Raw genomic sequence first — 22,077 nt, forward strand, 5'->3', positions numbered from 1 at the left:
TAGCAACAATAGTCGCAGCGCCTATGACCCGAGCAATCCGGGTTTTAGGCTGGATAACTCTCCGTTTTATTTGATGGCCCACGCGGACTATAAATATCACGAGGATATGGACAAGGTGCTGCATAAGCACGGCGTATCCAAGCCGATCTACCGGATCATGACTGTGTTGCGCGAACACCAACCCGCCAGCATCGGCGCGCTGGCCGAAGTGGCGCTGACCAAGCGCTCGACTGTCAGCCGCATCATCGATCGGATGCTCGAGCAAGGCCTGGTGACCACCGAGGCCAATCCCGAAGACAATCGCATCACCGAGGTGACGCTGACCCCGGCGGGCCAGCAGACGCTGCGCAAACTGACCCCGATCGTGGGCCGCCAGTTCGTGCGCGCCACCGAGGGAATCAGCGAGCGCGACATCGCAAACCTGCTCAAGACCCTGCAGAAAATCAGCCAGAATCTGAGCAAATTGCCGATCGAATAATCCGGACGGGACGTAGCCGAGGCGGTTTACGCCTCGGGCAGCACAGCGGTGGCCTCGATCTCCATCAGCGCCGCCGCTTCGACCAGCGCGGCGACCTGCACCACGGCCATCGCCGGAAAGTTCTTGCCGATCAACTCGCGATAAACGGTGCCGATCGCGGGCAGGCTGGCGATATAATCATCGCGATCGGTGATATACCAGGTGAGCCGCACCAGATGCTCCGGTCCCGCCCCGGCTTCGTTCAAAACCGCCAGCATATTCTGCAGCACCTGGCGAAACTGCCCAGCCAGCCCTGTGGCGAAACGCTCCTCGGCATCCCAGCCGACGAGGCCGCCGGTGAAGATCATCCGGCCGCTGGCGGCGATGCCATTGGCATAGCCCTTGGGCCGCGGCCAGCCGGGCGGGAGCAGGGTTTGATGGACGGTCATGCGTCATTCCTCACAGTCAATTCGGATTCAATGATGGTTCGCCAGGCGTCGGGCCAGGGCGTGGCGCGCGCCTCGGTCAGCGTCATGAGAACCTGGGTATAATCCACCTCGAAACGCGGAGCGCCACCGCAGCCGACACGCACGGTCAGATCGATCGAGCTGTTTCCCACCCTGCGCGCGGCGATCTCGATATCAAGTATTTCACCCAGCCGGCAAGGTGCAATGAACCGCGCCTCCATATGGACGGTCGGCATCCCCAGCCCAAGCTCCAGGTGCATGATCCGCCGCGGCACCCGCAACACAAGGGCGCACCAATCCTCGATCGCGCCGTCGCACAGTTCGAACAGCCGCGGATAATAAGCGATTCCCGCTGGATCGCAGTGCGCGAAACGCACGGGATAGTGCGCGATCACGGATTGGCGAGATGCTGGCGCGCGATCACGAGGCGCTGCACTTCGGATGCACCCTCATAGATGCGCAAGGCCCGGACTTCGCGGTAGAGCGCTTCCACCACGCTGCCATGGGTGACGCCCTCACCGCCGAAAATCTGCACCGCCTGATCGATCACGCGCTGCGCGCCCTCGGTGGCGTGGAGCTTGGCGAGCGCCGCTTCCTTGGTATTGCGCTTGCCTGCCACGTCGCGCAGCCATGCCGCGCGGTAGATAAGCAAAGATGCGGTCTCGATATCGAGGATCATCTCCGCCAATTGCGCCTGCACCACGGCATTGTCCGATAGCGTGCCCGCGCCGTGCTTGCGGGTGAGCGCGCGTCTGGTCGCCTCCTCCAGCGCGCGCTTGGCGAAACCCATGGCTGCAGCGCCCACGGTGGTGCGGAAGATATCGAGCGTCGCCATCGCATGGCCAAAGCCCTTGCCGCGTTCACCCAGCAGGGCACCCGCGGGCAGGCGCACGTTATTGAACACGATACGGGCCAGCGGATGCGGCGCGATCACGCGGATGCGCTCCGCAATTTCCAGCCCCGGTGCATCGGCATCCACGATGAAGGCGGACAACCCACGCGCACCCGGCGCTTCTCCGGTGCGCGCAAAGACGACGTAATAATCGGCGATCCCGCCGTTTGAGATATAGGTCTTGGCGCCGTTCAATAGGTAACTGCCGTCCGCCTGCTCCTCGGCGCTGGTCGCGATCGCGGCGACGTCGCTGCCCGAATCCGGTTCGGTCAGCGCAAAGGCCGCTATCTTCTCCCCGGCCGCAACGGCGGGGAGATAGGCCGCCTGCTGCTCGGGCGTGCCGAACAGGCTGATCGTGCCCGATCCCAAGCCCTGCATCGCAAAGACGAAATCGGCCAGACCCGAATGCCGCCCCAGCGTCTCGCGGATGATCGCGAGCGAGCGCACGTCCAGCGCCTCGCGCGCACCACCAAAGGCCGAAGGCACGGCGAAGCGCAACCAGCCGCCATCGGCCAGCTTCCGTACCAATTCCCGGCACGCGGCATCCACGTCATCCGGCTCGTGATGATCGAGTTCGGCGACGCACCACGCCTCCAGCCCTTCGGCCAGCGCACGGTGGCTGTCATCAAAGAACGGCCAATCGAGATAGCTCAGATCCGCCACGGCTTCAGTTTCCTTCGAATACGGGCTGGCGCTTGGCTGCAAAGGCTTCGAACGCGCGCCGGAAATCACCAGTCGCCATGCAGATCGCCTGTGCCTGCGCTTCCATCTCGATGGCGGTTTCAAGGCTGACATTCCATTCCACATTGAGCTGCGTCTTGGTGATCCCGTGCGCAAAGGTCGGCCCATCGGCCAGACGCCGCGCCAGCTTCTGTGCCTCGTCCTGCAACGCATCGGCCGCCACGAGGCGATTGTAGAAGCCCCATCGTTCGCCCTCGTCGGCGCTCATGGCGCGACCCGTGTAGAGCAGATCGGACGCCCGCCCCTGTCCGATGATCCGCGGCAGGATGGCGCACGCCCCCATGTCGCAGCCGGCCAAGCCGACGCGGGTGAAGAGAAACGCCGTCTTGGCTTCGGGCGTGGCCAGACGCAGGTCGGACGCCATCGCCATGATCGCCCCCGCACCGACGCACACGCCATCCACCGCCGCGATGATCGGCTGCGGGCAGCCGCGCATCGCCTTCACCAGATCGCCCGTCATACGGGTGAAGGCGATCAGTTCGGGCATTGCCATTTTGGTCAGTGGGCCGATAATATCATGCACATCGCCGCCCGAGCTGAAATTGCCGCCGGCACCCGTCACGATTACGGCCTTCACCGCATTGGCATAGACGAGATCGCGAAACAGATCGCGCAATTCGGCATAGGATTCGAATGTCAGCGGGTTCTTGCGCTCCGGGCGGTTCAGCGTGATCGTCGCGATACCCGCCGCATAATCCCAGCGGAAATGCTCAGCGCTATAGGTTTCAGGATTCAAGCTCATTCTCCTCTACCATTTCGTCCGCAATTGACGCCTTCAGCACGCCAAGCAGCGCGAAGAGCTGTTCGCTCTCCTTTTTGTCCATTCCCTTGAACATCGCATCGATCCAGCGATGATGCCCCTGCGCCAGATCGTCGAAAGATGCTTGCCCCTGCTCGGTCAGCCGCACGATCGAAACGCGGCCATCGGTCGGACTGGGCTCCATTTGGACCAGCCTTTCCTTGGAAAGCGCCTGCACCACCGCGGTCACATTGCCATTGGAAACAAGCAGCAGCCGGGATAATGCCGACATCGTCAGCCCGTCGGGATTGCGGTCCAGCGTGGCCATCACGTCGAAACGCGGCAGCGTGGCACCTCGCTCGGACAAGCGTCGCCGGACGCGCTTTTCGATCACCGTGGAGCAGCTTAGCAAACGGAGCCAGAGACGCACGTTGACACGATCCACGCCGACCTGCCCATCATGCTTTTCCCGGATACTCACATCACTTCCCCTCCGGCCACCGCCAGCGCCTGCCCGGTGATAGACTGGTTTTCCGGCTGGCACAGCCACAGCACGGCACTGGCCACCTCGGCAGGATCGATCAGGCGCTTTTGCGGATTGAACTGGGCCAGGTCCTTGCGCACTGTTGCGGCATCACGCCCGGTCTTTTCGCGAATCGTCGATACGGCCTCTGCAACCAAATCGGTATCGGTGAATCCGGGGCAAACCGCGTTCACCGTCAGTCCGGTCGTGGCATATTCGATCGCCAGCGCGCGCGTCAGGCCGATCGCGCCATGCTTGGCCGCCACATAGGGCGCGACATAACCATAGCCCTTAAGTCCCGCGGTGGACGCGATCATCACGACGCGGCCCGCGTCGGCCGCCAGCAGATCCGCCAGCGCGGATTGGGTGCAATGGAATAGCGCATCGAGATTGACCGCCATGGCGTTGCGCCACCCTTCAGCACTCTGCTTTGCAAAGGGTCCGCTGGCCGCGGCTCCGGCATTGTTGATCAGGATCGAGATGGGACCGTGCGCCGCGCGGGCGGCGGCGAAGGCTGCATCCACCTGGTCACGGTCCGTCACGTCGGCCACTGCGCCAAAGCTGCCGATCTCGCTGGTCAGCGCATCCAGCGGGGCTTGCCGGCGACCGACTACAGACACCAGCGCGCCCTCGGCAGTCAGAACGCGCGCGATCGCCGCGCCGATCCCGCTGCCGCCGCCGGTCACCACGGCATGGCGTCCCGCGAGCCTGCTCATGCCTTCAATGCCGCCGCCGTTTCAGCCGCGCGCTTCAAATTACGCGTCAATTGCGCCTGCCCCGCCAGATAGGGTGGCGGCACGAAGATATCGTCATGCTCCTGCGCCGCGGCGGCGCGCAGGGTCCACATCGGATCAATCAGATGCGGCCGCGCCAGCGCCACCAGATCGGCGCGCCCAGCAGCCAGGATCGAATTGACATGATCAGGCTCGAAAATATTGCCCACCGCCATCGTCGCCACATGCGCCTCATTGCGCACCTGATCGGCGAAAGGCGTCTGGAACATGCGGCCATAAACCGGTTTGGCCGCCGTCCAGGTCTGCCCGGCGGATACGTCGATCAGATCGGCACCCGCCGCATCGAAAGCCTGGGCAATCAGCACCGCCTCGTCCGGCGTGACGCCGGCATCACCCATCCAGTCATTGGCGGAGATGCGGACCGACATCGGCTTGGCTGCCGGCCAGGCGGCGCGCATCGCGTTGAACACTTCGAGCGGAAAGCGCAGCCGGTTTTCCAGGCTGCCGCCATAATCATCCGTCCGCTTGTTGAGCAAGGGCGTAATGAAACTGGAGAGCAGATAGCCATGCGCCGCATGCATCTCGATCATGTCGAAGCCCGCGTCCACCGCCATTTTCACAGCCGCCACGAACTGATCGCGCACTGCATCCATATCGGCGCGCGTCATGGCGCGCGGAATCTGGTTTGCCGGTGCCCAGGCCTGTGCGGAGGCCGCAAGCAATGGCCAATTGTTGTTGTCCAGCGGGGCGTCCATGCCTTCCCAGCCGCGCTTGGTCGAACCCTTGGCCCCCGCATGGCCAAGCTGGAGGCATATCTTCGCCTTGGTATTGGCGTGGACGAAATCAGTGATCCTGCGCCACCCGTTGACATGCACGGGCGCATACATGCCAGGGCAGCCGGGCGTGATCCGCCCCATCGGCGAAACGCAGGTCATCTCGGTATACACCAGCCCCGCACCGCCCTGCGCGCGCGTGCCATAATGCACGAGATGGAAATCACCGGGGACGCCATTGGTCGCCGAATAGGTCGCCATGGGGGACACCACGATGCGATTGTCCAGCGTCATTTCGCGCAATGTGTAGGGTGCGAACATCGGAGCCACCACATCATTGGCGGCCTTGCCGGTGGCGCGCGACTGGAACCACCGCTCCACGCCCTCGAGCCAGTTCTTATCACGCAAACGCAGATTTTCATGACTGACCCGCTGTGACCGGGTGAGCAGCGAATAAGCGAACTGGATCGGCTCGAACGGCAGATAGCGATCGAGCGTCTCGAACCATTCGGTGGAATTGCGCGCCGAATTCTGAAGCTTCAACACCTCGACGCTGCGCTCCGCCTGATATTCCTCCAGCGCCGCCTTGTGGGATAGGCCGGGGCGATTAAGCACTTCGGCCAGCTTGATCGCATCCTCAAGCGCCAGCTTGGTGCCCGATCCGATCGAGAAATGCGCGGTGTGCGCGGCATCGCCCAGCAGGATGAGTTTGTCATAGGACCATTGATTGGAAATGATACGGCGGAAGTTGAGCCAGGCCGCCGATCCGCGCAGATGCGCGGCATTGGTCATCAGCGCATTGCCATCCAGATATTTGGCAAAGATCTTCTCGCACAAAGCGATCGATTCGGGTTGCTCCATCTTGTCGAGCCCAAGCCCGGTCCAGGTCTCGGGATCGCATTCGACGATGAAGGTGGAGAGGTTTTCGTCGAAACGATAAGCATGTGCCCAGATCCAGCCAGCCTCGGTCTTTTCAAAGGCGAAGGTGAACGCGTCGAACACCTTGTGCGTGCCCAGCCACACGAATTTGTTGCGCTTGACGTCGATATCGATGCCGAAATGCTCGACATAGCGATCCCGGATGCGGCTGTTCGCGCCATCCGCCGCGATCACCAGATCGTAATCGGCATAGTCCGCCAGATCGGCGCTGGCCTCATGCTCGAACACCAGCCCGACACCCAGCGCGCGCGCGCGATCCTGCAGGATCATGAGCAAACGCTTGCGCCCGATACCGATGAAGCCATGACCCGAAGAGCGGATCGCCTCATCCTTGATATGGACCTCGACATCGTCCCAATGGATGAATTCCTCGGCGATCACTTGGCCACTGACGGGATCGTTCGCCATCATATTATCGACGGTCTGATCGGAGAACACCACGCCCCAGCCGAACGTGTCGCCCTCGCGATTGCGTTCGTAGACCGTGATCTCGTGCGAAGGGTCTCGCAACTTCATCGAAATCGCGAAATAGAGTCCTGCAGGTCCGCCACCGATGCACGCGATACGCATTTTGCTGTCTCCTGAATATATTTCAAGCTTGAAGCATTTTCAGAGTCGTTGCAAGAGGGGACAAATCTTGGATGGAGAAATCGATCATGGCCGCGTTCACGCCTTTTCATTGGGACGATCCGTTTTTGCTGGATGCGCAGTTGAGCGCGGATGAGCGGATGGTGCGCGATACGGCGGAGGCCTATGCGCAGGAGAAATTGCTGCCGCGGGTGATCAGCGCGACGCGCGAGGAGCGGTTCGATCGCGAGATCATGAGCGAACTGGGGGCATTGGGTCTGCTGGGCGCGACGATCGAGGGCTATGGCTGTGCGGGGGTCAGCCATGTGGCTTACGGTCTGGTGGCGCGCGCGGTGGAGCGGGTGGATTCGGGCTATCGCTCGGCGATGAGCGTGCAATCGTCGCTCGTGATGCACCCGATCCATGCTTATGGTTCGGAGGAACAGCGCGAGACCTATCTTCCGCGTCTGGCCTCGGGCGAGATCGTGGGCTGCTTTGGTCTCACCGAACCCGATGCCGGGTCCGATCCTGCGGGGATGAAGACCCGGGCGATCGTGGCCGATGGCGGCTATCGCCTGTCGGGATCGAAGATGTGGATCACCAACAGCCCGATCGCGGATATCGCGGTGGTCTGGGCCAAGCTCGACGGCGTGATCCGCGGCTTCATCCTGGAGCGCGGAATGGAGGGGCTGAGCTTTCCCAAGATCGAGGGCAAGATGTCGCTCCGGGCGTCGATCACCGGCGAGATCGTGATGGACGATGTGTTCGTGCCCGAAGCCAATCTTCTGCCCAATGCCAAAGGCCTGGGCGGTCCGTTCGGCTGCCTCAACAAGGCGCGCTACGGCATCGCCTGGGGCGCGATGGGCGCGGCCGAGGATTGCTTCGCGCGCGCACGGCAATATCAGCTCGATCGCCAGCAGTTCGGCCGGCCGCTCGCCGCCAACCAGATCCCGCAATTGAAGTTCGCCAACATGCAGACCGAGATCGCGCTTGGCCTTCAGGCCGCGCTTGCGGTCGGCCGCAATATCGATGCCGGCACATGGGCACCCGAGATGGTGAGCCTGATCAAACGCAACAATTGCGGCAAGGCGCTCGACATCGCTCGTGTTGCGCGCGACATGCACGGCGGCAACGGCATTGCCGACGAATTCCATGTCATCCGCCATCTCGTCAATCTCGAGACCGTCAACACCTATGAAGGCACGCACGATATCCACGCCCTCATCCTCGGGCGCGCCATCACAGGGATACAGGCCTTCAGTTGATGCGTTACGCCGTCGGATCGCGATGATCACGATCGTCGCGGTTCATCGTCCTATATCGCGGATGGGCCTTGATCGATTATAGGACGCATGAGGGAATGCCTCCCGGCCGTTAACGCGCTACAGCGCTGGCAAGTTTCCGCCATAAGCGTCCTTCGGAGAGTGTGATGTTGCCTGCCCGTACCTATAGCGTATCGATCGAACGGAATTGGAAAGCGCTTTACGAACAGATCTGGCACCCGAATTTCTTTTCGAAATGGGCCATCGGCTTATCCGAATCGCAATTGCGGGAAGAGGGCGGGCACTGGATCGACGATGGCGAAGATCCGCCTTTGAAATTCCGGTTTTCGCCGCATAACGACCATGGCGTAATGGATCATTGGGTGGATGCGGGCGATGGCGAGATCGTGCACGTTCCCTTGCGGATCGTCGAAAACGGCGACGGCGCTGAGGTGATGCTGACGCTCTATCGGCAACCCGATATGGACGATGAACGCTTTTCGCGGGATGCAAAGCTGATCATGCGCGACCTGAAAGCGCTCAAGAACCTTATCGAGAATAAGGCTTCCCGGCGATAATCAGCCGATCTGCGCCCCCGCCCATCCCACGATCTCGTCCCCCCGCGCAAAGCCGTGCCCCGGCTGTGCCGCAAGCCAGGCCAGAAGTTGCTCGAACGCGGCGATGCGATAGGGCAATCCCATGATATAGGGCGTGATGTTCAGCGGTAGAATCCGGCCGCCATGCCGCGCGGATTCCGCATCGAGCCAGGCGAAGGCATCGCGCATCTGCTCGCAATAGGAATCGATCGATTGCTGCTGCACCGTCAGGATCTGGCGATCGGACAGTTCGTGATTGAGCGGCAGATTGATGATCGCGCCTGCCGGCGTTTCCATCCGGTAGGGCAGATCATCATTCACCCAATCGCACATATAGCCAAGGCCCGCCTCCGCGAGCAGCCGGGGCGTATCAAAGGATTGCGATCGGGCGATGGAAAGCCATCCCTTCGGCCTTGCCCCTGCCGCGCGCTCCAGTGAGTCGAGCGTATCCACGATCAGCGCGCGCTCTTCCGCTTCCCCGATGCCGGTTGCAATCGTGCCGTTCATGTCCGTGGAATGCGCGATGATCTCATGCCCGGCATCCACGATGTCGCGCATCAATTCGGGATAGCGCTCCGCAATCGCGCCGTTCGCCGCGACGCTCGCCCGCGCGCCGACCTTCGTCAGCGCATCGAGCAGACGGTAGATTCCGACACGATTGCCATAATCGCGCGCGGTATAATGGCGATAATCCGGATAGCTGGTCTGCATATGACCCGGCGCGCGAAACGGCTTGTCCGTGGGCGTGATGGGGAACCATTCTAGATCGATTACCACCCAGGTGAGAACACGCCGGCTGTCTGGCCAGGTGATCGCCGGGCGATCGAAGATGTTCGACCAGCGATACAGACCATGGTCCATGCCCTTGTGCCGATGAGGATAGTCGAGATAGGCCGGATCGAGCGCCATGTTCAAATCTCCGCCGTCTTTGACCGCTGCGCCAGATAATGGTCTGCGATATCCCCGCTGCGCGTAATCCACGCGCGGCCATCATCCACGATATGCTGCAATACCCGCTCGAATGCGCCGATCCGGTGCGGCTGGCCGATCAGATAGCTGTGAAGCGGGATGCACATCACCGTGCCCGATTCCGCACCTTCGGCTGCCAGTCGATCATAATGGCGGATCAGCGTTTCCGCATAGTCGCGCGGGCTCATATTATAGATGAAGAAGCCGTAATGATCGTTCACTTCCAGACTGTAGGGCATGGAAATGAGCGTGCCGCTGCGCACCGCGACCGGTCCCGGCTGATCGTCATGATAAAGATCGCACGTATAGGTCAGCCCATATTCGGCGATCAGATCCAGTGTGCGCGGCGTATGTGTGAGCGCGGGCGCGAGCCAGCCCTTGATCGTCTGCCCGGTGGCCTCGCGCACGGTGCGGATCGAATCCTCGATGATCGCGCGCTCCTGCACCTCGTCCATGCCATAGCTGTAGCGGGTGTTGTAAATGCCATGGCTGAAGAATTCCCAGCCCAGCGCATTGGCGTGCTCCACCACCTCGGGCACATGCTGGCATAGCGCCACCGACAGCGAAACGGACCCCTTGAAGCCGTGCTTCTCCATCATCTCCGCCATGCGCCAATGACCGACGCGATTGGCGTAATCGCGGTGTGCATAACCAACCACATCGGGATGCGGCTTCGCCCAGCTCTTGCGGTGGGGATTGGCCGGCGGATCCAGCTCGTAAAATTCAAGATTGGGGGAAATCCACACCGCGACCTTCTTGCCGCCCGGCCATTCCAGCTTCGGACGTCCGCGATAAGGGCTGTAGGGATAAAGCCCGGGATCCCCCTCACCTTCCCGCATCAGCGCGATTCCAGCCAGTCGATCACGGTCTGCACCGGCTCAACATCGGCATATTTGAGCTGCAGATCGGTGAGATTCGCGAAGTGATAGCTCTCATGCTTGTCCGCACAGGTCTCGATGGGGACAATCGTGCGATAGCCGCGGCTGAGCGAATCCACCGCCGCCGCGCGCACGCAGCCTGAAGTCGATCCGCCCGTGATCACCACCGTATCCACCTTATGCCAGACGAGCAGGCTTTGCAGCGGCGTCTCGAAGAAGGGCGAAGGCATCCGTTTGGTGTAGACCGCGTCGCGCGCGTGATCGATCTCGCAGCGATCATCGAAGGCGTGCCGCCGGCTGTCATATTTGATATTCTGAAGACTGTCCGGCGTATCGGTCCGCGTGCCCCATATGCCCGCGTCGCTTGCATCCTCGGCATAAGCGACATGGGTCCAGATGACCGGCATGTTCTTCGCGCGCGCCAGGCGGGAGATCGTGTTCACATATTCGATCTGGCGAGGATCGGTTTCATAGGCGGTCTTGAACTCGTCAATCCGTGTATAGGCGTTCTGGAAATCCACGTTCACGATCGCGAGCTTTTCGCCGAAACCGAATTTCGTGCGGGCGGGATTGGCCATCACTTCTTCGAAAATCTGACGCGCGGTGCGGCCATCCTCGACCATCCTGGTTCCAACAATGCTCATGCCGATGCTCCCTGAACCGAATTTGCGGGCACAAAGCCCAGCGGCAAACCAGCTTCCGGCGTGAAGCCGTAGAGCGGTTCGCCCTCAAGCGCAGCGCCCACCAATCTCCGCACCGCGAACAATGCCTCCAGATCGATCCCGGTGGAAATGCCCATCGCCTCCAGCATATAGACCAGATCCTCGGTCACGATATTCCCGCTGGCGCCCGGCGCGAAGGGACAGCCGCCCAGCCCGCCCAGCGAGCTATCGAAGGTTGTCAGCCCCGCTTCCAGCGAGGCCAGCACATTCGCCAGTCCCAGCCCGCGCGTGTTGTGAAGATGAATGCCCATCACCGCCGCATCGCCGACGGCACCACGCACCAATTTGATGATGTGGCGCACGGCGCGGGGATCGGCATAGCCCGTGGTATCGGCCAACCCCACTTCGTCGCAGCCCGCGGCCATGAGTGATTCCGCCAGACGTGCGATCTGCGCATCGGGGATCGCGCCTTCCAGCGTGCAGCCGAAAACTGTGGACAGGCTGCCTTCGAAATGGGGACGCCTTTCAACGGGGAGCGCTGCGATCAGGCGTGAAATCGAGGCCGCTTCTTCCAGCACCTGCCCATGGGTGCGCCGCAGATTGGCGAGACTATGCGTTTCGCTGCACGAGAGCGGCAGCGTGATCTTGTGCGCGCCAGCCGCGATCGCCGCTTCGGCACCGCGCGCATTGGGCACCAGCACGGCGACTGTCAGACCGGGAATGTTGACCGCATGGGCCACGATCTCGCCCGTATCGGCAAGCTGGGGCAGCAGCTTGGCGGGAACGAAACTGCCCACTTCGATTTCCGTCACGCCGGCGGCGGCGGCGGCATCGACCCAGGCTTTCTTGGCTGCGGTCGGCATGATCCGGCTGATGCTTTGAAGCCCGTCACGCGGCCCGACTTCGCTGATAAGCACGTCCACCCAGGTCAACTCCCGCCTTGCTTGATTTGATATGCTTGTATATCAATTAAAACTGTTGTCCAGAGTGGGTTCGAAAAGGCGCAAAGCAGATGCAGGAACAGGATCTCCCCCTTGCGGGCATCCGCGTGGTGGAATTCAGTCACATGGTCATGGGGCCGTCCGCGGGCGTGATCCTGGCCGATCTGGGTGCCGAGGTGATCAAGATCGAGCCGATCGGCGGCGATCAGACACGCCGTCTGCTGGGATCGGGCGCGGGCTATTTTCCGATGTTCAATCGCAACAAGCGCAGCCTGTGCATCGATCTGAAAGCGCCGGAGGGCGTGGCCCTGGCCAAACGGCTGATCGAGAATGCAGACGTGTTGATCGAGAATTTCCGCCCTGGTGCACTGGAGAAAATGGGCCTCGGGGCAGAGCAGTTCCGCAAAAGCAATCCGGGCCTAATCTATTATTCCGCCAAGGGCTTCCTGTCCGGCCCATATGAGAACCGCACTGCGCTGGACGAAGTGACTCAGATGATGGGCGGCCTCGCCTATATGACCGGGCCGCCTGGCAAGCCCCTGCGCGCCGGCGCTTCAGTGATCGACGTGACCGGCGGCATGTTCGGCGTGATCGGTATTCTCGCGGCGCTGCAACGGCGGCATCGTACAGGCACGGGCGGCGAGGTGCGCTCTTCTCTGTTCGAAACCACAGCCTTTCTGGTGGGCCAGCATATGGCGCAGATGGCGGTCACGGGAGCCGCCGCCCAGCCGATGCCCGTGCGCATCTCCGCATGGGCGATCTACGATGTGTTCGAGACCGCCAATCCCGACGAACAATTGTTCGTGGGCGTGGTCAGCGATACCCAGTGGACCGCCTTTTGCAAGGCCTTCGATCTGGGCGAGATCGGTAGCAACCCGGCCTATGCGCGCAACAATGATCGGGTGAAGGCGCGCGATGTCATCCTGCCGCATGTCCGCGCGCTCTTTGCCAAGCTGACCCGGGCATCGCTGATCCCCCTGCTGGAAGAAACAGGCCTGCCCTTCGCACCGATCACGCGACCGGAGGATCTGTTTGACGATCCTCATCTCAACGCGGCGGGTGGCCTGGTCGATCTCACGCTGGAGAATGGTGCGGTCACCCGTCTTCCCGCATTGCCGATCGAAATGGACGGTCGCCGGGCAGGCGCAGCGCGCGGCATTCCTCGCGCTGGTGCCGACACGCTGGATGTGTTGCGCGAAATCGGAATGCCCGAATCGGAAATCCAGGCGTTGCGCGCTGGCGCGATTATCGCAACGGTTGCAGATGCAGCCTAGACTCGGGTCTGGCGGGGGCGCTGTGGTGCAGCATCGACAATTTGCGCAGCAGCGTGCGCGTCGTTTTGCCTACGCACCCTATTGCCAGTCCGCTCTCCGCTCCTGATCAAGGCTGCACCCGCATGTCAGACTCCGCACCGCCGCCGCCTCGCACGCTGGCCGAAAAAATCTGGTGGGATCACCGCATCGCCGAGATGGACGGCGGCACGACCCTTGTCCTGATCGATCGCATCCTGCTGCACGAGCGGACCGGCGGCGTGGCCCTGAAAAGCCTTTCCGCGGCAAACCGCAGTGTGATGGTGCCCGATCAGGTGTTCGCAACGATGGATCATATCGTCGATACCTTTCCCGGGCGGACCGACAAGACGCTGATGCCCACCGGCACCGCATTCCTGATCGCGACACGCGAAGCCGCGCACGAACATGGGATCACATTGTTCGATCTGGGCGATCCGCGTCAGGGGATCGTGCACGTCACGTCGCCCGAGCAAGGGATCGTGCTGCCCGGCGTCACTCTGGTCTGCCCCGACAGCCACACCTGCACCCAGGGCGCGTTCGGCGCGCTGGCGTGGGGCATAGGATCGACCGAAGCCGAACATGCGCTGGCGACGATGACGCTGCGCATTGCCCGCCCGCTGGACATGAGGATCACGATCGACGGGGTGTTGCCGTCAGGCGTCACTGCCAAGGATCTGGCGCTGCATATCGTGGGCCGGCTCGGCTCGGGCGGCGCAAAGGGGCATATCGTTGAATTTGCGGGAAGCGCGGTGCGCGCGCTGGATATGGAAGCCCGCATGACGCTGTGCAATCTGGCGACCGAACTGGCCGCGTTCGGCGCGGTGGTCGCTCCCGATCAGATCACTTTCGCCTATCTGCAGGGCCGCACCTATGCGCCATCGGGCGCAGGTTGGGATGTTGCGCTCGGCTATTGGCAGACGTTGAACAGCGATCCAGGCGCTGCTTTCGCCGCCGAACACCATATCGACGCTGCGGATGTCGCGCCCATGGTCACCTGGGGCACCAGTCCGCAACATGCGGCTCCGATCGGGGCGCCGGTTCCCCGCTTCGATGAGCTTGGCGTGCGGGATAGTCAGGATTCCTATGATCGTGCGCTGGACTACATGGCACTGGCACCGGGCGGCGATCTCACCGCCCTGCCGATCGACGCGGCTTTCATCGGCTCCTGCACCAACAGTCGCCTGTCCGATCTGCGCCGCGCGGCTGCAATCCTGCGCGGCCGAAAGGTGGCACCGGGGGTGCGGGCGATCTGCGTGCCGGGATCGACCGAGGTCAAAAGGCAGGCCGAGGCAGAAGGACTGGACATCGTGTTTCGCGAAGCCGGTTTCGAATGGCGTGAAGCGGGATGCTCGATGTGCTTCTTTGCCGGGGGGGAGAGCTTCGGCGCGCAGGAACGCGTGATATCCTCCACCAACCGCAATTTCGAAAGCCGCCAGGGGCCGGGGACGCGCACCCATCTCGCCTCGCCGGAGACCGTGGCCGCATCGGCCATCGCCGGCCACATCGCTGATCCGCGCCGGTTGGAGCCCATCCAGTGACCCCCCTTGTCCGCCTTACCGCCATCGCCGCACCGTTGATGCGCGAAAATATCGACACCGACGCGATCATCCCCTCACGCGAGATGAAGACCGTTTCCAAGACCGGACTCGCCGATGGGCTGTTCGCCGGATGGCGCTATAGCGAGATCGACAGCCGGACGCCCGATCCCGTCTTCATTCTGAACCAGCCGCCCTATGACCGTGCCAACGTCCTCATCAGCGGTGCGAATTTCGGCTGCGGATCGAGCCGCGAACATGCCGTATGGGCGCTAGCCGAATATGGCTTCCGCGCTGTCGTGGCTCCATCGTTCAGCCCCATCTTCGAGGGCAATTGCATCCGCAACGGCGTGGCCCCGATCATTCTGCCCCTGCCCGCCGTCGAGCGCATCGCCGCGATCGTCGCGACCCGGCCGCACATCACGATCGACCTCGAAACGCAGACGGTGCGCGCAGGGGATGAGGAGTGGCGCTTTTCACTGGGCAACGAGCCGCGCCAGATGCTGATGCAGGGGCTCGATGCGATCGAACTGACGCTGCAACGCCGCCCGGAGATCGCCACGTTCCGGGCAATGGATTCCGAACGGCGACCATGGGCCTATCTTTCAGGCCAACATGGTCCGAGCGCATAGCGGTTACTGTTCAAGGCCGGGATCTTGTCACGACGATCGCCTGGCCATGAAAGCAGCGGATTACAAAGCTTCGGTCAGCACGAACTGCGGGTTGTCCGCAAATTGCTGAAATTCCGCCGCGACCTTTTGCACGGCCTCGCTCGCGACATCGACGCCAAATGCGCCCATATCGGTGATGTCGATCGTTTCGAAATAAGCGAAGGGCGCGTTGGCCGCGGTGCCAAGCACGCCGTTTGCGCGATAGACTTGAAAGTCGGCGACGGACGACAGAGCGCGCACGCCGGGAATGTCGGTGGACTTTGCCCATTGCTCATATGCGCCCTGGTCGACGCCCGGCTTCAAATTGAACATCACGATGATTCTCATCAAGCTCTCCATCGGAATTGAATGCCGGCGGTTGGTCAGGGAACGGCAGAAACACCACGCCCATCAACTTCACCGCGCCGCCAGCGTCGAGCGCAGCGCCGCGTTCTGACCGCCTGGCAAACATTTCCGACACGAGATGCGGCCTCATGGATGTGCAGCGCTAGCTTTTCCGGAACCCGGCCGACGCCGCAAGGGGGAATGACCATCGAAAACCACCGCACGCGCTCCGAGTTCAAATTAGGTGGAAAGCCGCTGTTCGCCGCGCTGTTGGGCGTGGCCTGCGGTGCCTCCCCGGTTCCTTTGAATGTCATCCCTTTGATGATCGGCCCGATCCATGCAGAATATGGCTGGGACTTTGCGCTGATCAGCGGGGGTATGACCATTTTCGGCGTACTCGGCGCGCTCATGGCGCCTCTCGTCGGCGGCGCATCGGACAAGTTCGGGGTGCGCCCCGTCGCATTGATTTCGCTTTTCATGTTCGGAATGGGGTTTGCGTCGCTCTATTTCATCCCCGCCTCGCCCACCGGATATCTTCTATCCTGGGCCGCGCTCGGCCTGATCGGCATCGGTTCGACACCCGTCACCTGGAGCCGCGCGATCAGCATGTGGTTTGACAAGCGTCGCGGCCTTGCACTGGGGATCATGTTGCTGGGCACCAGTCTTACGGCGCTGATCGTGCCGCAGATCGCGCAAAGGGCGATCGCGGCGGGCGGATGGCGCATGGGTTTCCCGGTGGTCGCGTTGCTGCCGCTGCTCATCGCGCTGCCGATCGGCCTTGCCTGGTTCAGGGAACCAAAGCCTGAAGAGCGCCCCGCCAGCATGACGGGTGCGGGCGGCGCGCTTTGGGGACTGAAGCTGCGCGAAGCCATCAATACCTATAGATTCTGGGCCTTGTTCGGATCGATCCTGCTGGTCGCCTTCGCTTATGGCGGCGCCCATATCCATATGGCGCAGATCGTCCAATTGCATGGCTTTTCCGCCGATGTGGCTGCCGGCATCATGAGCGTGGTCGCGATCGGAATCTTGACCGGGCGTCTGCTGATCGGCTTTCTGTTCGATCGCCTGTGGGCTCCGGGCGTCGCCTTTCCCGCGCTGATCATGCCCGCGATGGCGTGCTGGATCCTGATCGGGACGACCACCACTCTGCCCTTCATCATGATGGCCGCCTTCCTGCTCGGCTTTGCGGCGGGCGCAGAATCGGATGTCATCGCATTTTTGGCCGCCAAATATTTCGGCATGGCCCATTATGGCCGGATCTATGGCGTACTCTACATGCCCTTTGGCATCGGTGCGGCGATCTCCCCCATCGTCTATGGCATGGTGCGCGATCGCACCGGCGGCTATGATCCGATGCTGATGGCCGATATGGCGTTGTTCGTTACTGGCGGCGTCCTATTGCTCACACTCGGCCGCTATCCGGCCCACCACCAGAATAGCTGAGGATATACCGATGACGACACCGCGGCGCGGCTATGCCGATGGCCCGTTCGGCCAGGTCCATTTCCAGCATCTGGGGGAGGGCGATCCCGTCGTTCTGCTGCACCAGGCACCGATGACATCGGGCCAGTTCGACAATGTCTATGCGCCGCTGGCCGCGCGCGGCTTCCATGCGATCGGCATCGACATGCCCGGCTTCGGTCTCTCCGATCCCGTCCCTTTCGTGCCGGGCGTCGGCGATTATGCCAAGGCCGTGCCGCCGGTCCTGAACGCACTCGGCATCTCTGCGTGCGCCATCCTCGGCCACCACACCGGCGCACTGGCGGCAACCGAGGCCGTGCTCCAGTTTCCCGATCGGTTCAGCGCCCTCATTCTCAATGGACCATTGCCGATCACCGAAGCCGAACGGCAGGATTTCATGAACGGCCTTCATCGCCGCGAACTGGATTACAAGGCCAAGCCCCATGCGCAGCATATGGTGGAGCTATTCGACATTCGCGACGACCTGGCCGAAGGCACGATATCGGATGCGCGTCTCAGCGATTATGTGATCCAGGCCATGGTGGGCAAGGGTGCCTATTGGCACGGCCATCATGCCGCCTACCAATATCGCCATGACGAAACGCTCGCCGCGATCGAGCATCGCACGCTGATCCTGACCAACACCGGCGATGTGATCTTCGATCTGGCCCAGCGCGCCCGGGCGATCCGCCCCGATTTCGCTTATGCGGCGCTGGAGGGCGGCGGCATCGATATCGTCGATCAGCAGCCGGAAGCCTGGGCGGATGCCGTCAGCGCCTTTCTCCGCAGCTAAGGCGTCGAGCGGCAATCCCGGCTGATCCGTTCGGAAGCGGCTTGCGCGACCAGCCCATTTCGCCATCGGCCGCGGCAGGAGATGGTCGCTCTCAGAGTTTGACGGTCACGGCCTTGGTATCGAGATAGAGATCCAGCCCATCGCGGCCGAACTCGCGACCCCAGCCCGATTGCTTGAAGCCGCCAAACGGGATGTTCGGTCCCACCGCGCCGTGACAGTTGATCGACACATGGCCGGATCGGATGCGCGCCGCCATGCGGTGGGCGATCGACAGATTCTGCGTCCATACGCTGCCCGACAATCCGAAAACGCTGTCATTCGCCTGACGCGCGACGACATCCAGATCGGGATCGGAAAAGCGCTGGATCGCCATGACCGGACCGAAAATTTCCTCGCGCACGATCCGCATATCGGGGCGCGTTTCCGTAAAGATCGTCGGCTGCAGGAAATTGCCCGCGCCTTCCGGCGCTATGCCGCCCAAGACCAGCTTGGCCCCTTCTTCGATGCCGCTGGCGATATAGGATTGCACCCGCTCCCGCTGCCGCTTCGAAATGAGCGGCCCCATCTGGGTGGCGGGATCCAGGCCGTGCCCCAGCGTGAAAGCGCCGACGAAAGCGACCAGGCGCGCCACGAATTCATCATGGATACGCTCGTGGACGAAAATGCGCGTCCCCGCCATGCAGTTCTGGCCCTGCAGGAAAAATGTCGCCATCGCCACACCCGGCACGGCGAGGTCCAGATCGGCATCGTCGAACACCACCACCGGGGATTTCCCGCCGAGTTCGAGCGACACCTTCTTCAGATTGTCCGCCGCAGACCGGATGATGGCGCGCCCCACATCGGTGGAGCCCGTGAACGAGATCTTGTCGATATCCTTATGCGCCACCAATGCGGCACCGGCATCACGGCCATAGCCATTGACGACATTGACCACGCCGTCGGGAAAACCGGCCTGCTGGATCAACCGGGCCAGCAGGATAGCGGAAAGCGGCGTATCCTCGGCGGGTTTCAGCACCACGGTGCACCCAGCAGCCAGCGCCGGCGCGAGTTTGAGCCCGGCCATCGACAGCGGCACGTTCCACGGAATGATCTGCCCAACCACGCCGACCGGCTCCCTTGTGGTATAGGTCAGCGCTTCACCGGCCGCCAACACATGCGGCGGCGGCGTGGTCGTGGTGCCTTCGATGCGCTCCGCCCAGCCCGCATAATATTCGAACAGCCGCGCTGTGCTGCTCACGGTCAATTGCGCTATGGCGAGCGGCATTCCGTTGTCGAGCACTTCGAGTTCGATAAAGGTCTGCGCATTCTCATCGATCAGGCGGGAAAGGCGACGCAGATGATCGGCGCGCTCAAAGCCCGACAGACGCGACCATGGCCCTTCGAACGCCTTGCGCGCCGCTGCCACCGCGCGGTCGATGTCCGCACCGTCGCCGATCGCGACATGAGCCAGGAGATCATCCGTCGCCGGATCATGGCTGGCAACAGAATTTTCCGCAACGCCCGCCCCCCATCGGCCGTCGATGAACAGTTCGAGCGGTCCTTTTAGGAATTGGCGTGTTGCAGGGCTGAGTTGCGGGGTGACCGGGTTATTCATCGAAAAGCACCTGCTGGAAATGACCGAAATCTGGAACCGGATCTTAGCGCAACGCCGGCCATGGCGAGCGCATAAACCATGCGTCCGGCACGATGACAGGCTAGACGCGATCCGCACGACGGGCATCGCGGGCGGTACCCTTCTCCGCTGCTCGGATAGTCGAAAGCGGTCAATCGATGTCTGTGCGCGGGGTTCCCCGTCGTCCGCCCGGCGGAGGAGATCATCCGGCGCTTCCCGCTGCCGCCTAGATCGAGCCGATCAGCAGCAGCGCTTCGGCTTCGTCAACGACCTCGGCATATTTGGCCTGGAGATCGAACAGATTGGCTTCATGTGGCCCCGGATGACGATCCGCGCAGGCGTCCTTCACCACGAAGGGGATGAAGCCATATTGCAGCGCGTCCAGCGCGGATGCACGCACGCAGCCCGATGTGGAAAAGCCGGTGATGAACAGCGTATCCACGCCCATGCTATGTAACGTCGCCGCGAGCGAGGTGCCGAAGAAAGCGGAAGCATATTGCTTGGTGACCACGATGTCATTGGCGTCGGGCTGGAGCGTGTCGGGAAAGGCACCCATGGGGGACCCTTTCAGAAATGCCTTGAGCGCGGGCACCTTGCGATAGAAATAGCCGCCATCCGCGCCACCCGCCTGATATTCCACATTGGTGAACACCACCGGGACGCCCGCAGCGCGTGCCGCCGCCAACAGCCTTTCATTGGATGCCAGCGCCGGTTCGGCCTGTGCATAGAGATTGGAGGCGGGATCGAGATAGGCGACCACCACATCCACGATCAGCAACGCGGCTTTCCGGCCCGGCCGCAGATGGCCATCGAAAGCGCCTGCATAATTGGCAGTCAGTTCGTCCATCAGATAGCCCCTTCATCGGCGAGCCTGGCCTGATCCTCGGCGCTGAGCCCCAGCAGATCACGATAGACGGTTTCATTGTCCTGCCCGATCGTGGCGGGGGCGAGGCTGCGGATCGAGCCCGGCGTGTCGGACAATTTGGGGAAGCTGTTCTGCATCTTGAACTTGCCCCAGCGCGGGCTGTCCACCTCGACCAGCGCGTCGCGCGCGGCAAAATGGGGATCCGCCAGCATATCCGCCGCGCGATAGATCGCGCCTGCCGGAATGCTGTGTTCGATCATCAGCGCCTCCACCGTGTCCACGGTCAGCGTGCGGGTCCAATCCGATATCAGATCGTCCAGCTCCTTTTGGCGGACGCCGCGCGCAAGATGCGTGGCATAACGCTCATCGGTCGCAAGCTCGGGACGGCCCATCGCGGTGCACAGCCTGCCGAACACTGCATCCTGATTGGCACCGATCAGAAATTCACCATCGCTGCAGGGATAGACGTTGGAGGGCGCGATTCCCTCCAGCACAGATCCGGTGCGGCTGCGCACATGATCGGAAACCATATATTCGGGAACGAGGCTCTCCATCACCTGGAGCACCGCTTCATAGAGAGCACTGTCAACCACCTGGCCTTTGCCCGTGCTTTCGCGCGCGTGAAGTGCGGCGAGCGCACCCATGCAGCCATAGGTCGCGGCCAGACTATCCCCGATGGAGACGCCCATACGGCTGGGCGCGCGATCGGCGTCGCCCACGATATAGCGCCATCCGCCCATGGCTTCACCGATCCCGCCGAAACCGGCGCGGGATGAATAAGGCCCGGTCTGACCATAGCCGGAAACCCGCACGATGATCAGCCGCGGATTGATGGCGTGGAGCACTTCGGGGCCGAGACCCCATTTCTCCAGCGTGCCCGGCTTGAAATTCTCGATCAGGATATCGGCATGGATGATCAGCTTGCGCACGATCTCCTGACCCTGCGGAACGCGCAGATTGGCGGAAACCGATTTCTTGTTGCGCGCAACGACTTCCCACCAGAGCTTGGCGTCCCCATGCCCCCAATTGCGCATCGGATCGCCGCCGCCGGTCTTTCCATTCGGGCCATCCACCTGTGGCGGCTCGACCTTGATCACCTCGGCCCCCATATCGCCCAGCAACTGACCGCAAAAAGGTCCGGCGATGAGCTGCCCCAGCTCGATCACCCGGATATCCTTGAGCGCCCCATTATTTTCAATGCCGTCCGTCACGTCTGTTACGCCGCGGCGTTCAGATTGTGCGTCCATTTTGGCTGGATGGGGGCTGGGAGACCGGTTTCTTCGGAGCAGTTGGCGCGGAGGTTTTCCATGGTGGGGCCGAAGTCGAACACGTCGATCGTGCCGCGGTCTGTGCGCAGGGTATTGCGCAGCGCGGTGGTCGCAGC

The 22,077-nt window shown here is 62.3% G+C and carries 23 protein-coding genes; 8 read left to right on the plus strand and 15 right to left on the minus strand.

Features of this window, described 5'->3' with window-relative positions; genetic code table 11:
- Nucleotides 1–73: 73 nt before the first annotated feature.
- Nucleotides 74–478: a MarR family winged helix-turn-helix transcriptional regulator gene (locus tag FHS49_RS14345; protein WP_184019715.1), complete on the plus strand. Its 405-nt coding sequence runs from the start codon at nt 74–76 to the stop codon at nt 476–478.
- A gap of 26 nt (nt 479–504) precedes the next feature.
- Here the strand turns inward: FHS49_RS14345 and FHS49_RS14350 are convergent, their stop codons facing one another.
- Genes FHS49_RS14350 through FHS49_RS14380 form a run of 7 tightly spaced genes read right to left on the minus strand, consistent with a single transcriptional unit; the run spans nt 505 to nt 6,835 of the window.
- Nucleotides 505–906 (minus strand): RidA family protein, encoded by a 402-nt coding sequence (locus FHS49_RS14350; RefSeq protein ID WP_184019717.1) that lies wholly within the window; start codon nt 904–906, stop codon nt 505–507.
- A complete protein-coding gene (locus FHS49_RS14355) occupies nt 903–1,319 on the minus strand; it encodes a thioesterase family protein (protein WP_184019719.1) in 417 nt (138 codons plus the stop codon). The genes FHS49_RS14350 and FHS49_RS14355 overlap by 4 nt, the downstream gene beginning before the upstream one ends.
- A complete protein-coding gene (locus FHS49_RS14360; protein WP_184019721.1) occupies nt 1,316–2,479 on the minus strand; it encodes an acyl-CoA dehydrogenase family protein in 1,164 nt (387 codons plus the stop codon). The genes FHS49_RS14355 and FHS49_RS14360 overlap by 4 nt, the downstream gene beginning before the upstream one ends.
- Before the next feature lie 4 nt (nt 2,480–2,483).
- Nucleotides 2,484–3,299, minus strand: coding sequence for an enoyl-CoA hydratase family protein (locus FHS49_RS14365; RefSeq protein ID WP_184019723.1), 816 nt, complete (start codon nt 3,297–3,299; stop codon nt 2,484–2,486).
- Nucleotides 3,283–3,777, minus strand: coding sequence for a MarR family winged helix-turn-helix transcriptional regulator (locus FHS49_RS14370; RefSeq protein ID WP_343052988.1), 495 nt, complete (start codon nt 3,775–3,777; stop codon nt 3,283–3,285). Before FHS49_RS14370 ends, FHS49_RS14365 begins: the two co-directional genes overlap by 17 nt.
- Complete coding sequence (locus FHS49_RS14375) at nt 3,774–4,535, minus strand: SDR family NAD(P)-dependent oxidoreductase (RefSeq protein WP_184019725.1); 762 nt, start codon at nt 4,533–4,535, stop codon at nt 3,774–3,776. Before FHS49_RS14375 ends, FHS49_RS14370 begins: the two co-directional genes overlap by 4 nt.
- On the minus strand, nt 4,532–6,835 hold the full coding sequence (locus FHS49_RS14380; protein WP_184019727.1) for a bifunctional salicylyl-CoA 5-hydroxylase/oxidoreductase: 2,304 nt from the start codon (nt 6,833–6,835) through the stop codon (nt 4,532–4,534). Before FHS49_RS14380 ends, FHS49_RS14375 begins: the two co-directional genes overlap by 4 nt.
- Nucleotides 6,836–6,921: 86 nt before the next feature.
- Between FHS49_RS14380 and FHS49_RS14385 the strand changes: the two genes are divergently transcribed.
- Both FHS49_RS14385 and FHS49_RS14390 read left to right on the plus strand, forming a co-directional pair.
- Complete coding sequence (locus FHS49_RS14385; protein ID WP_184019728.1) at nt 6,922–8,097, plus strand: acyl-CoA dehydrogenase; 1,176 nt, start codon at nt 6,922–6,924, stop codon at nt 8,095–8,097.
- Nucleotides 8,098–8,261: 164 nt separating this feature from the next.
- The gene (locus tag FHS49_RS14390; RefSeq protein ID WP_184019730.1) at nt 8,262–8,672 is read left to right on the plus strand and encodes a polyketide cyclase; all 411 of its coding nucleotides are present in this window, start codon (nt 8,262–8,264) and stop codon (nt 8,670–8,672) included.
- Here FHS49_RS14390 and FHS49_RS14395 read toward each other — a convergent pair whose 3' ends face one another.
- From FHS49_RS14395 to FHS49_RS14410, 4 genes are read right to left on the minus strand one after another with little or no spacing between them, the layout of a single operon-like run.
- Entirely contained in the window at nt 8,673–9,599 is a 927-nt protein-coding gene (locus FHS49_RS14395; protein WP_184019732.1) for a polysaccharide deacetylase family protein, read from the minus strand. It lies immediately after the preceding gene.
- Nucleotides 9,600–9,601: 2 nt separating this feature from the next.
- Complete coding sequence (locus FHS49_RS14400; protein ID WP_184019734.1) at nt 9,602–10,498, minus strand: polysaccharide deacetylase family protein; 897 nt, start codon at nt 10,496–10,498, stop codon at nt 9,602–9,604.
- Nucleotides 10,498–11,181, minus strand: coding sequence for an isochorismatase family protein (locus tag FHS49_RS14405; RefSeq protein WP_184019736.1), 684 nt, complete (start codon nt 11,179–11,181; stop codon nt 10,498–10,500). The genes FHS49_RS14400 and FHS49_RS14405 overlap by 1 nt, the downstream gene beginning before the upstream one ends.
- A complete protein-coding gene (locus FHS49_RS14410) occupies nt 11,178–12,122 on the minus strand; it encodes a hydroxymethylglutaryl-CoA lyase (protein WP_184019738.1) in 945 nt (314 codons plus the stop codon). Before FHS49_RS14410 ends, FHS49_RS14405 begins: the two co-directional genes overlap by 4 nt.
- Before the next feature lie 89 nt (nt 12,123–12,211).
- Between FHS49_RS14410 and FHS49_RS14415 the strand changes: the two genes are divergently transcribed.
- The 3 genes from FHS49_RS14415 to leuD all read left to right on the plus strand — a co-directional run bounded on the left by FHS49_RS14415 (nt 12,212) and on the right by leuD (nt 15,599).
- The gene (locus FHS49_RS14415) at nt 12,212–13,414 is read left to right on the plus strand and encodes a CaiB/BaiF CoA transferase family protein (RefSeq protein WP_184019740.1); all 1,203 of its coding nucleotides are present in this window, start codon (nt 12,212–12,214) and stop codon (nt 13,412–13,414) included.
- Nucleotides 13,415–13,536: 122 nt separating this feature from the next.
- Nucleotides 13,537–14,970, plus strand: coding sequence for a 3-isopropylmalate dehydratase large subunit (locus tag FHS49_RS14420; protein ID WP_184019742.1), 1,434 nt, complete (start codon nt 13,537–13,539; stop codon nt 14,968–14,970).
- Complete coding sequence (gene leuD, locus FHS49_RS14425; RefSeq protein ID WP_184019744.1) at nt 14,967–15,599, plus strand: 3-isopropylmalate dehydratase small subunit; 633 nt, start codon at nt 14,967–14,969, stop codon at nt 15,597–15,599. The genes FHS49_RS14420 and leuD overlap by 4 nt, the downstream gene beginning before the upstream one ends.
- A 60-nt stretch (nt 15,600–15,659) precedes the next feature.
- On the opposite strand, the gene FHS49_RS14430 is transcribed toward leuD, so the two are convergent.
- The gene (locus FHS49_RS14430; protein ID WP_184019746.1) at nt 15,660–15,965 is read right to left on the minus strand and encodes an REDY-like protein HapK; all 306 of its coding nucleotides are present in this window, start codon (nt 15,963–15,965) and stop codon (nt 15,660–15,662) included.
- A 198-nt stretch (nt 15,966–16,163) separates the two neighbouring features.
- Between FHS49_RS14430 and FHS49_RS14435 the strand changes: the two genes are divergently transcribed.
- The gene (locus FHS49_RS14435; protein WP_221240510.1) at nt 16,164–17,405 is read left to right on the plus strand and encodes an MFS transporter; all 1,242 of its coding nucleotides are present in this window, start codon (nt 16,164–16,166) and stop codon (nt 17,403–17,405) included.
- A 10-nt stretch (nt 17,406–17,415) separates the two neighbouring features.
- Nucleotides 17,416–18,216, plus strand: a complete 801-nt coding sequence (locus FHS49_RS14440; RefSeq protein WP_184019748.1) for an alpha/beta fold hydrolase — start codon at nt 17,416–17,418, stop codon at nt 18,214–18,216.
- 91 nt (nt 18,217–18,307) lie between these two features.
- Here FHS49_RS14440 and FHS49_RS14445 read toward each other — a convergent pair whose 3' ends face one another.
- The 3 genes from FHS49_RS14445 to FHS49_RS14455 form a co-directional block, all read right to left on the minus strand.
- Nucleotides 18,308–19,810, minus strand: coding sequence for an aldehyde dehydrogenase family protein (locus FHS49_RS14445; protein WP_184019750.1), 1,503 nt, complete (start codon nt 19,808–19,810; stop codon nt 18,308–18,310).
- Nucleotides 19,811–20,054: 244 nt separating this feature from the next.
- Entirely contained in the window at nt 20,055–20,675 is a 621-nt protein-coding gene (locus FHS49_RS14450) for an isochorismatase family protein (RefSeq protein ID WP_184019752.1), read from the minus strand.
- On the minus strand, nt 20,675–21,940 hold the full coding sequence (locus FHS49_RS14455) for a CaiB/BaiF CoA transferase family protein (RefSeq protein ID WP_184019754.1): 1,266 nt from the start codon (nt 21,938–21,940) through the stop codon (nt 20,675–20,677). The genes FHS49_RS14450 and FHS49_RS14455 overlap by 1 nt, the downstream gene beginning before the upstream one ends.
- Nucleotides 21,941–22,077: the final 137 nt, after the last annotated feature.

Origin of the sequence: Sphingobium boeckii (genome assembly GCF_014199215.1) — a bacterium.
In the GTDB taxonomy this organism is placed as follows: domain Bacteria; phylum Pseudomonadota; class Alphaproteobacteria; order Sphingomonadales; family Sphingomonadaceae; genus Sphingobium_A; species Sphingobium_A boeckii.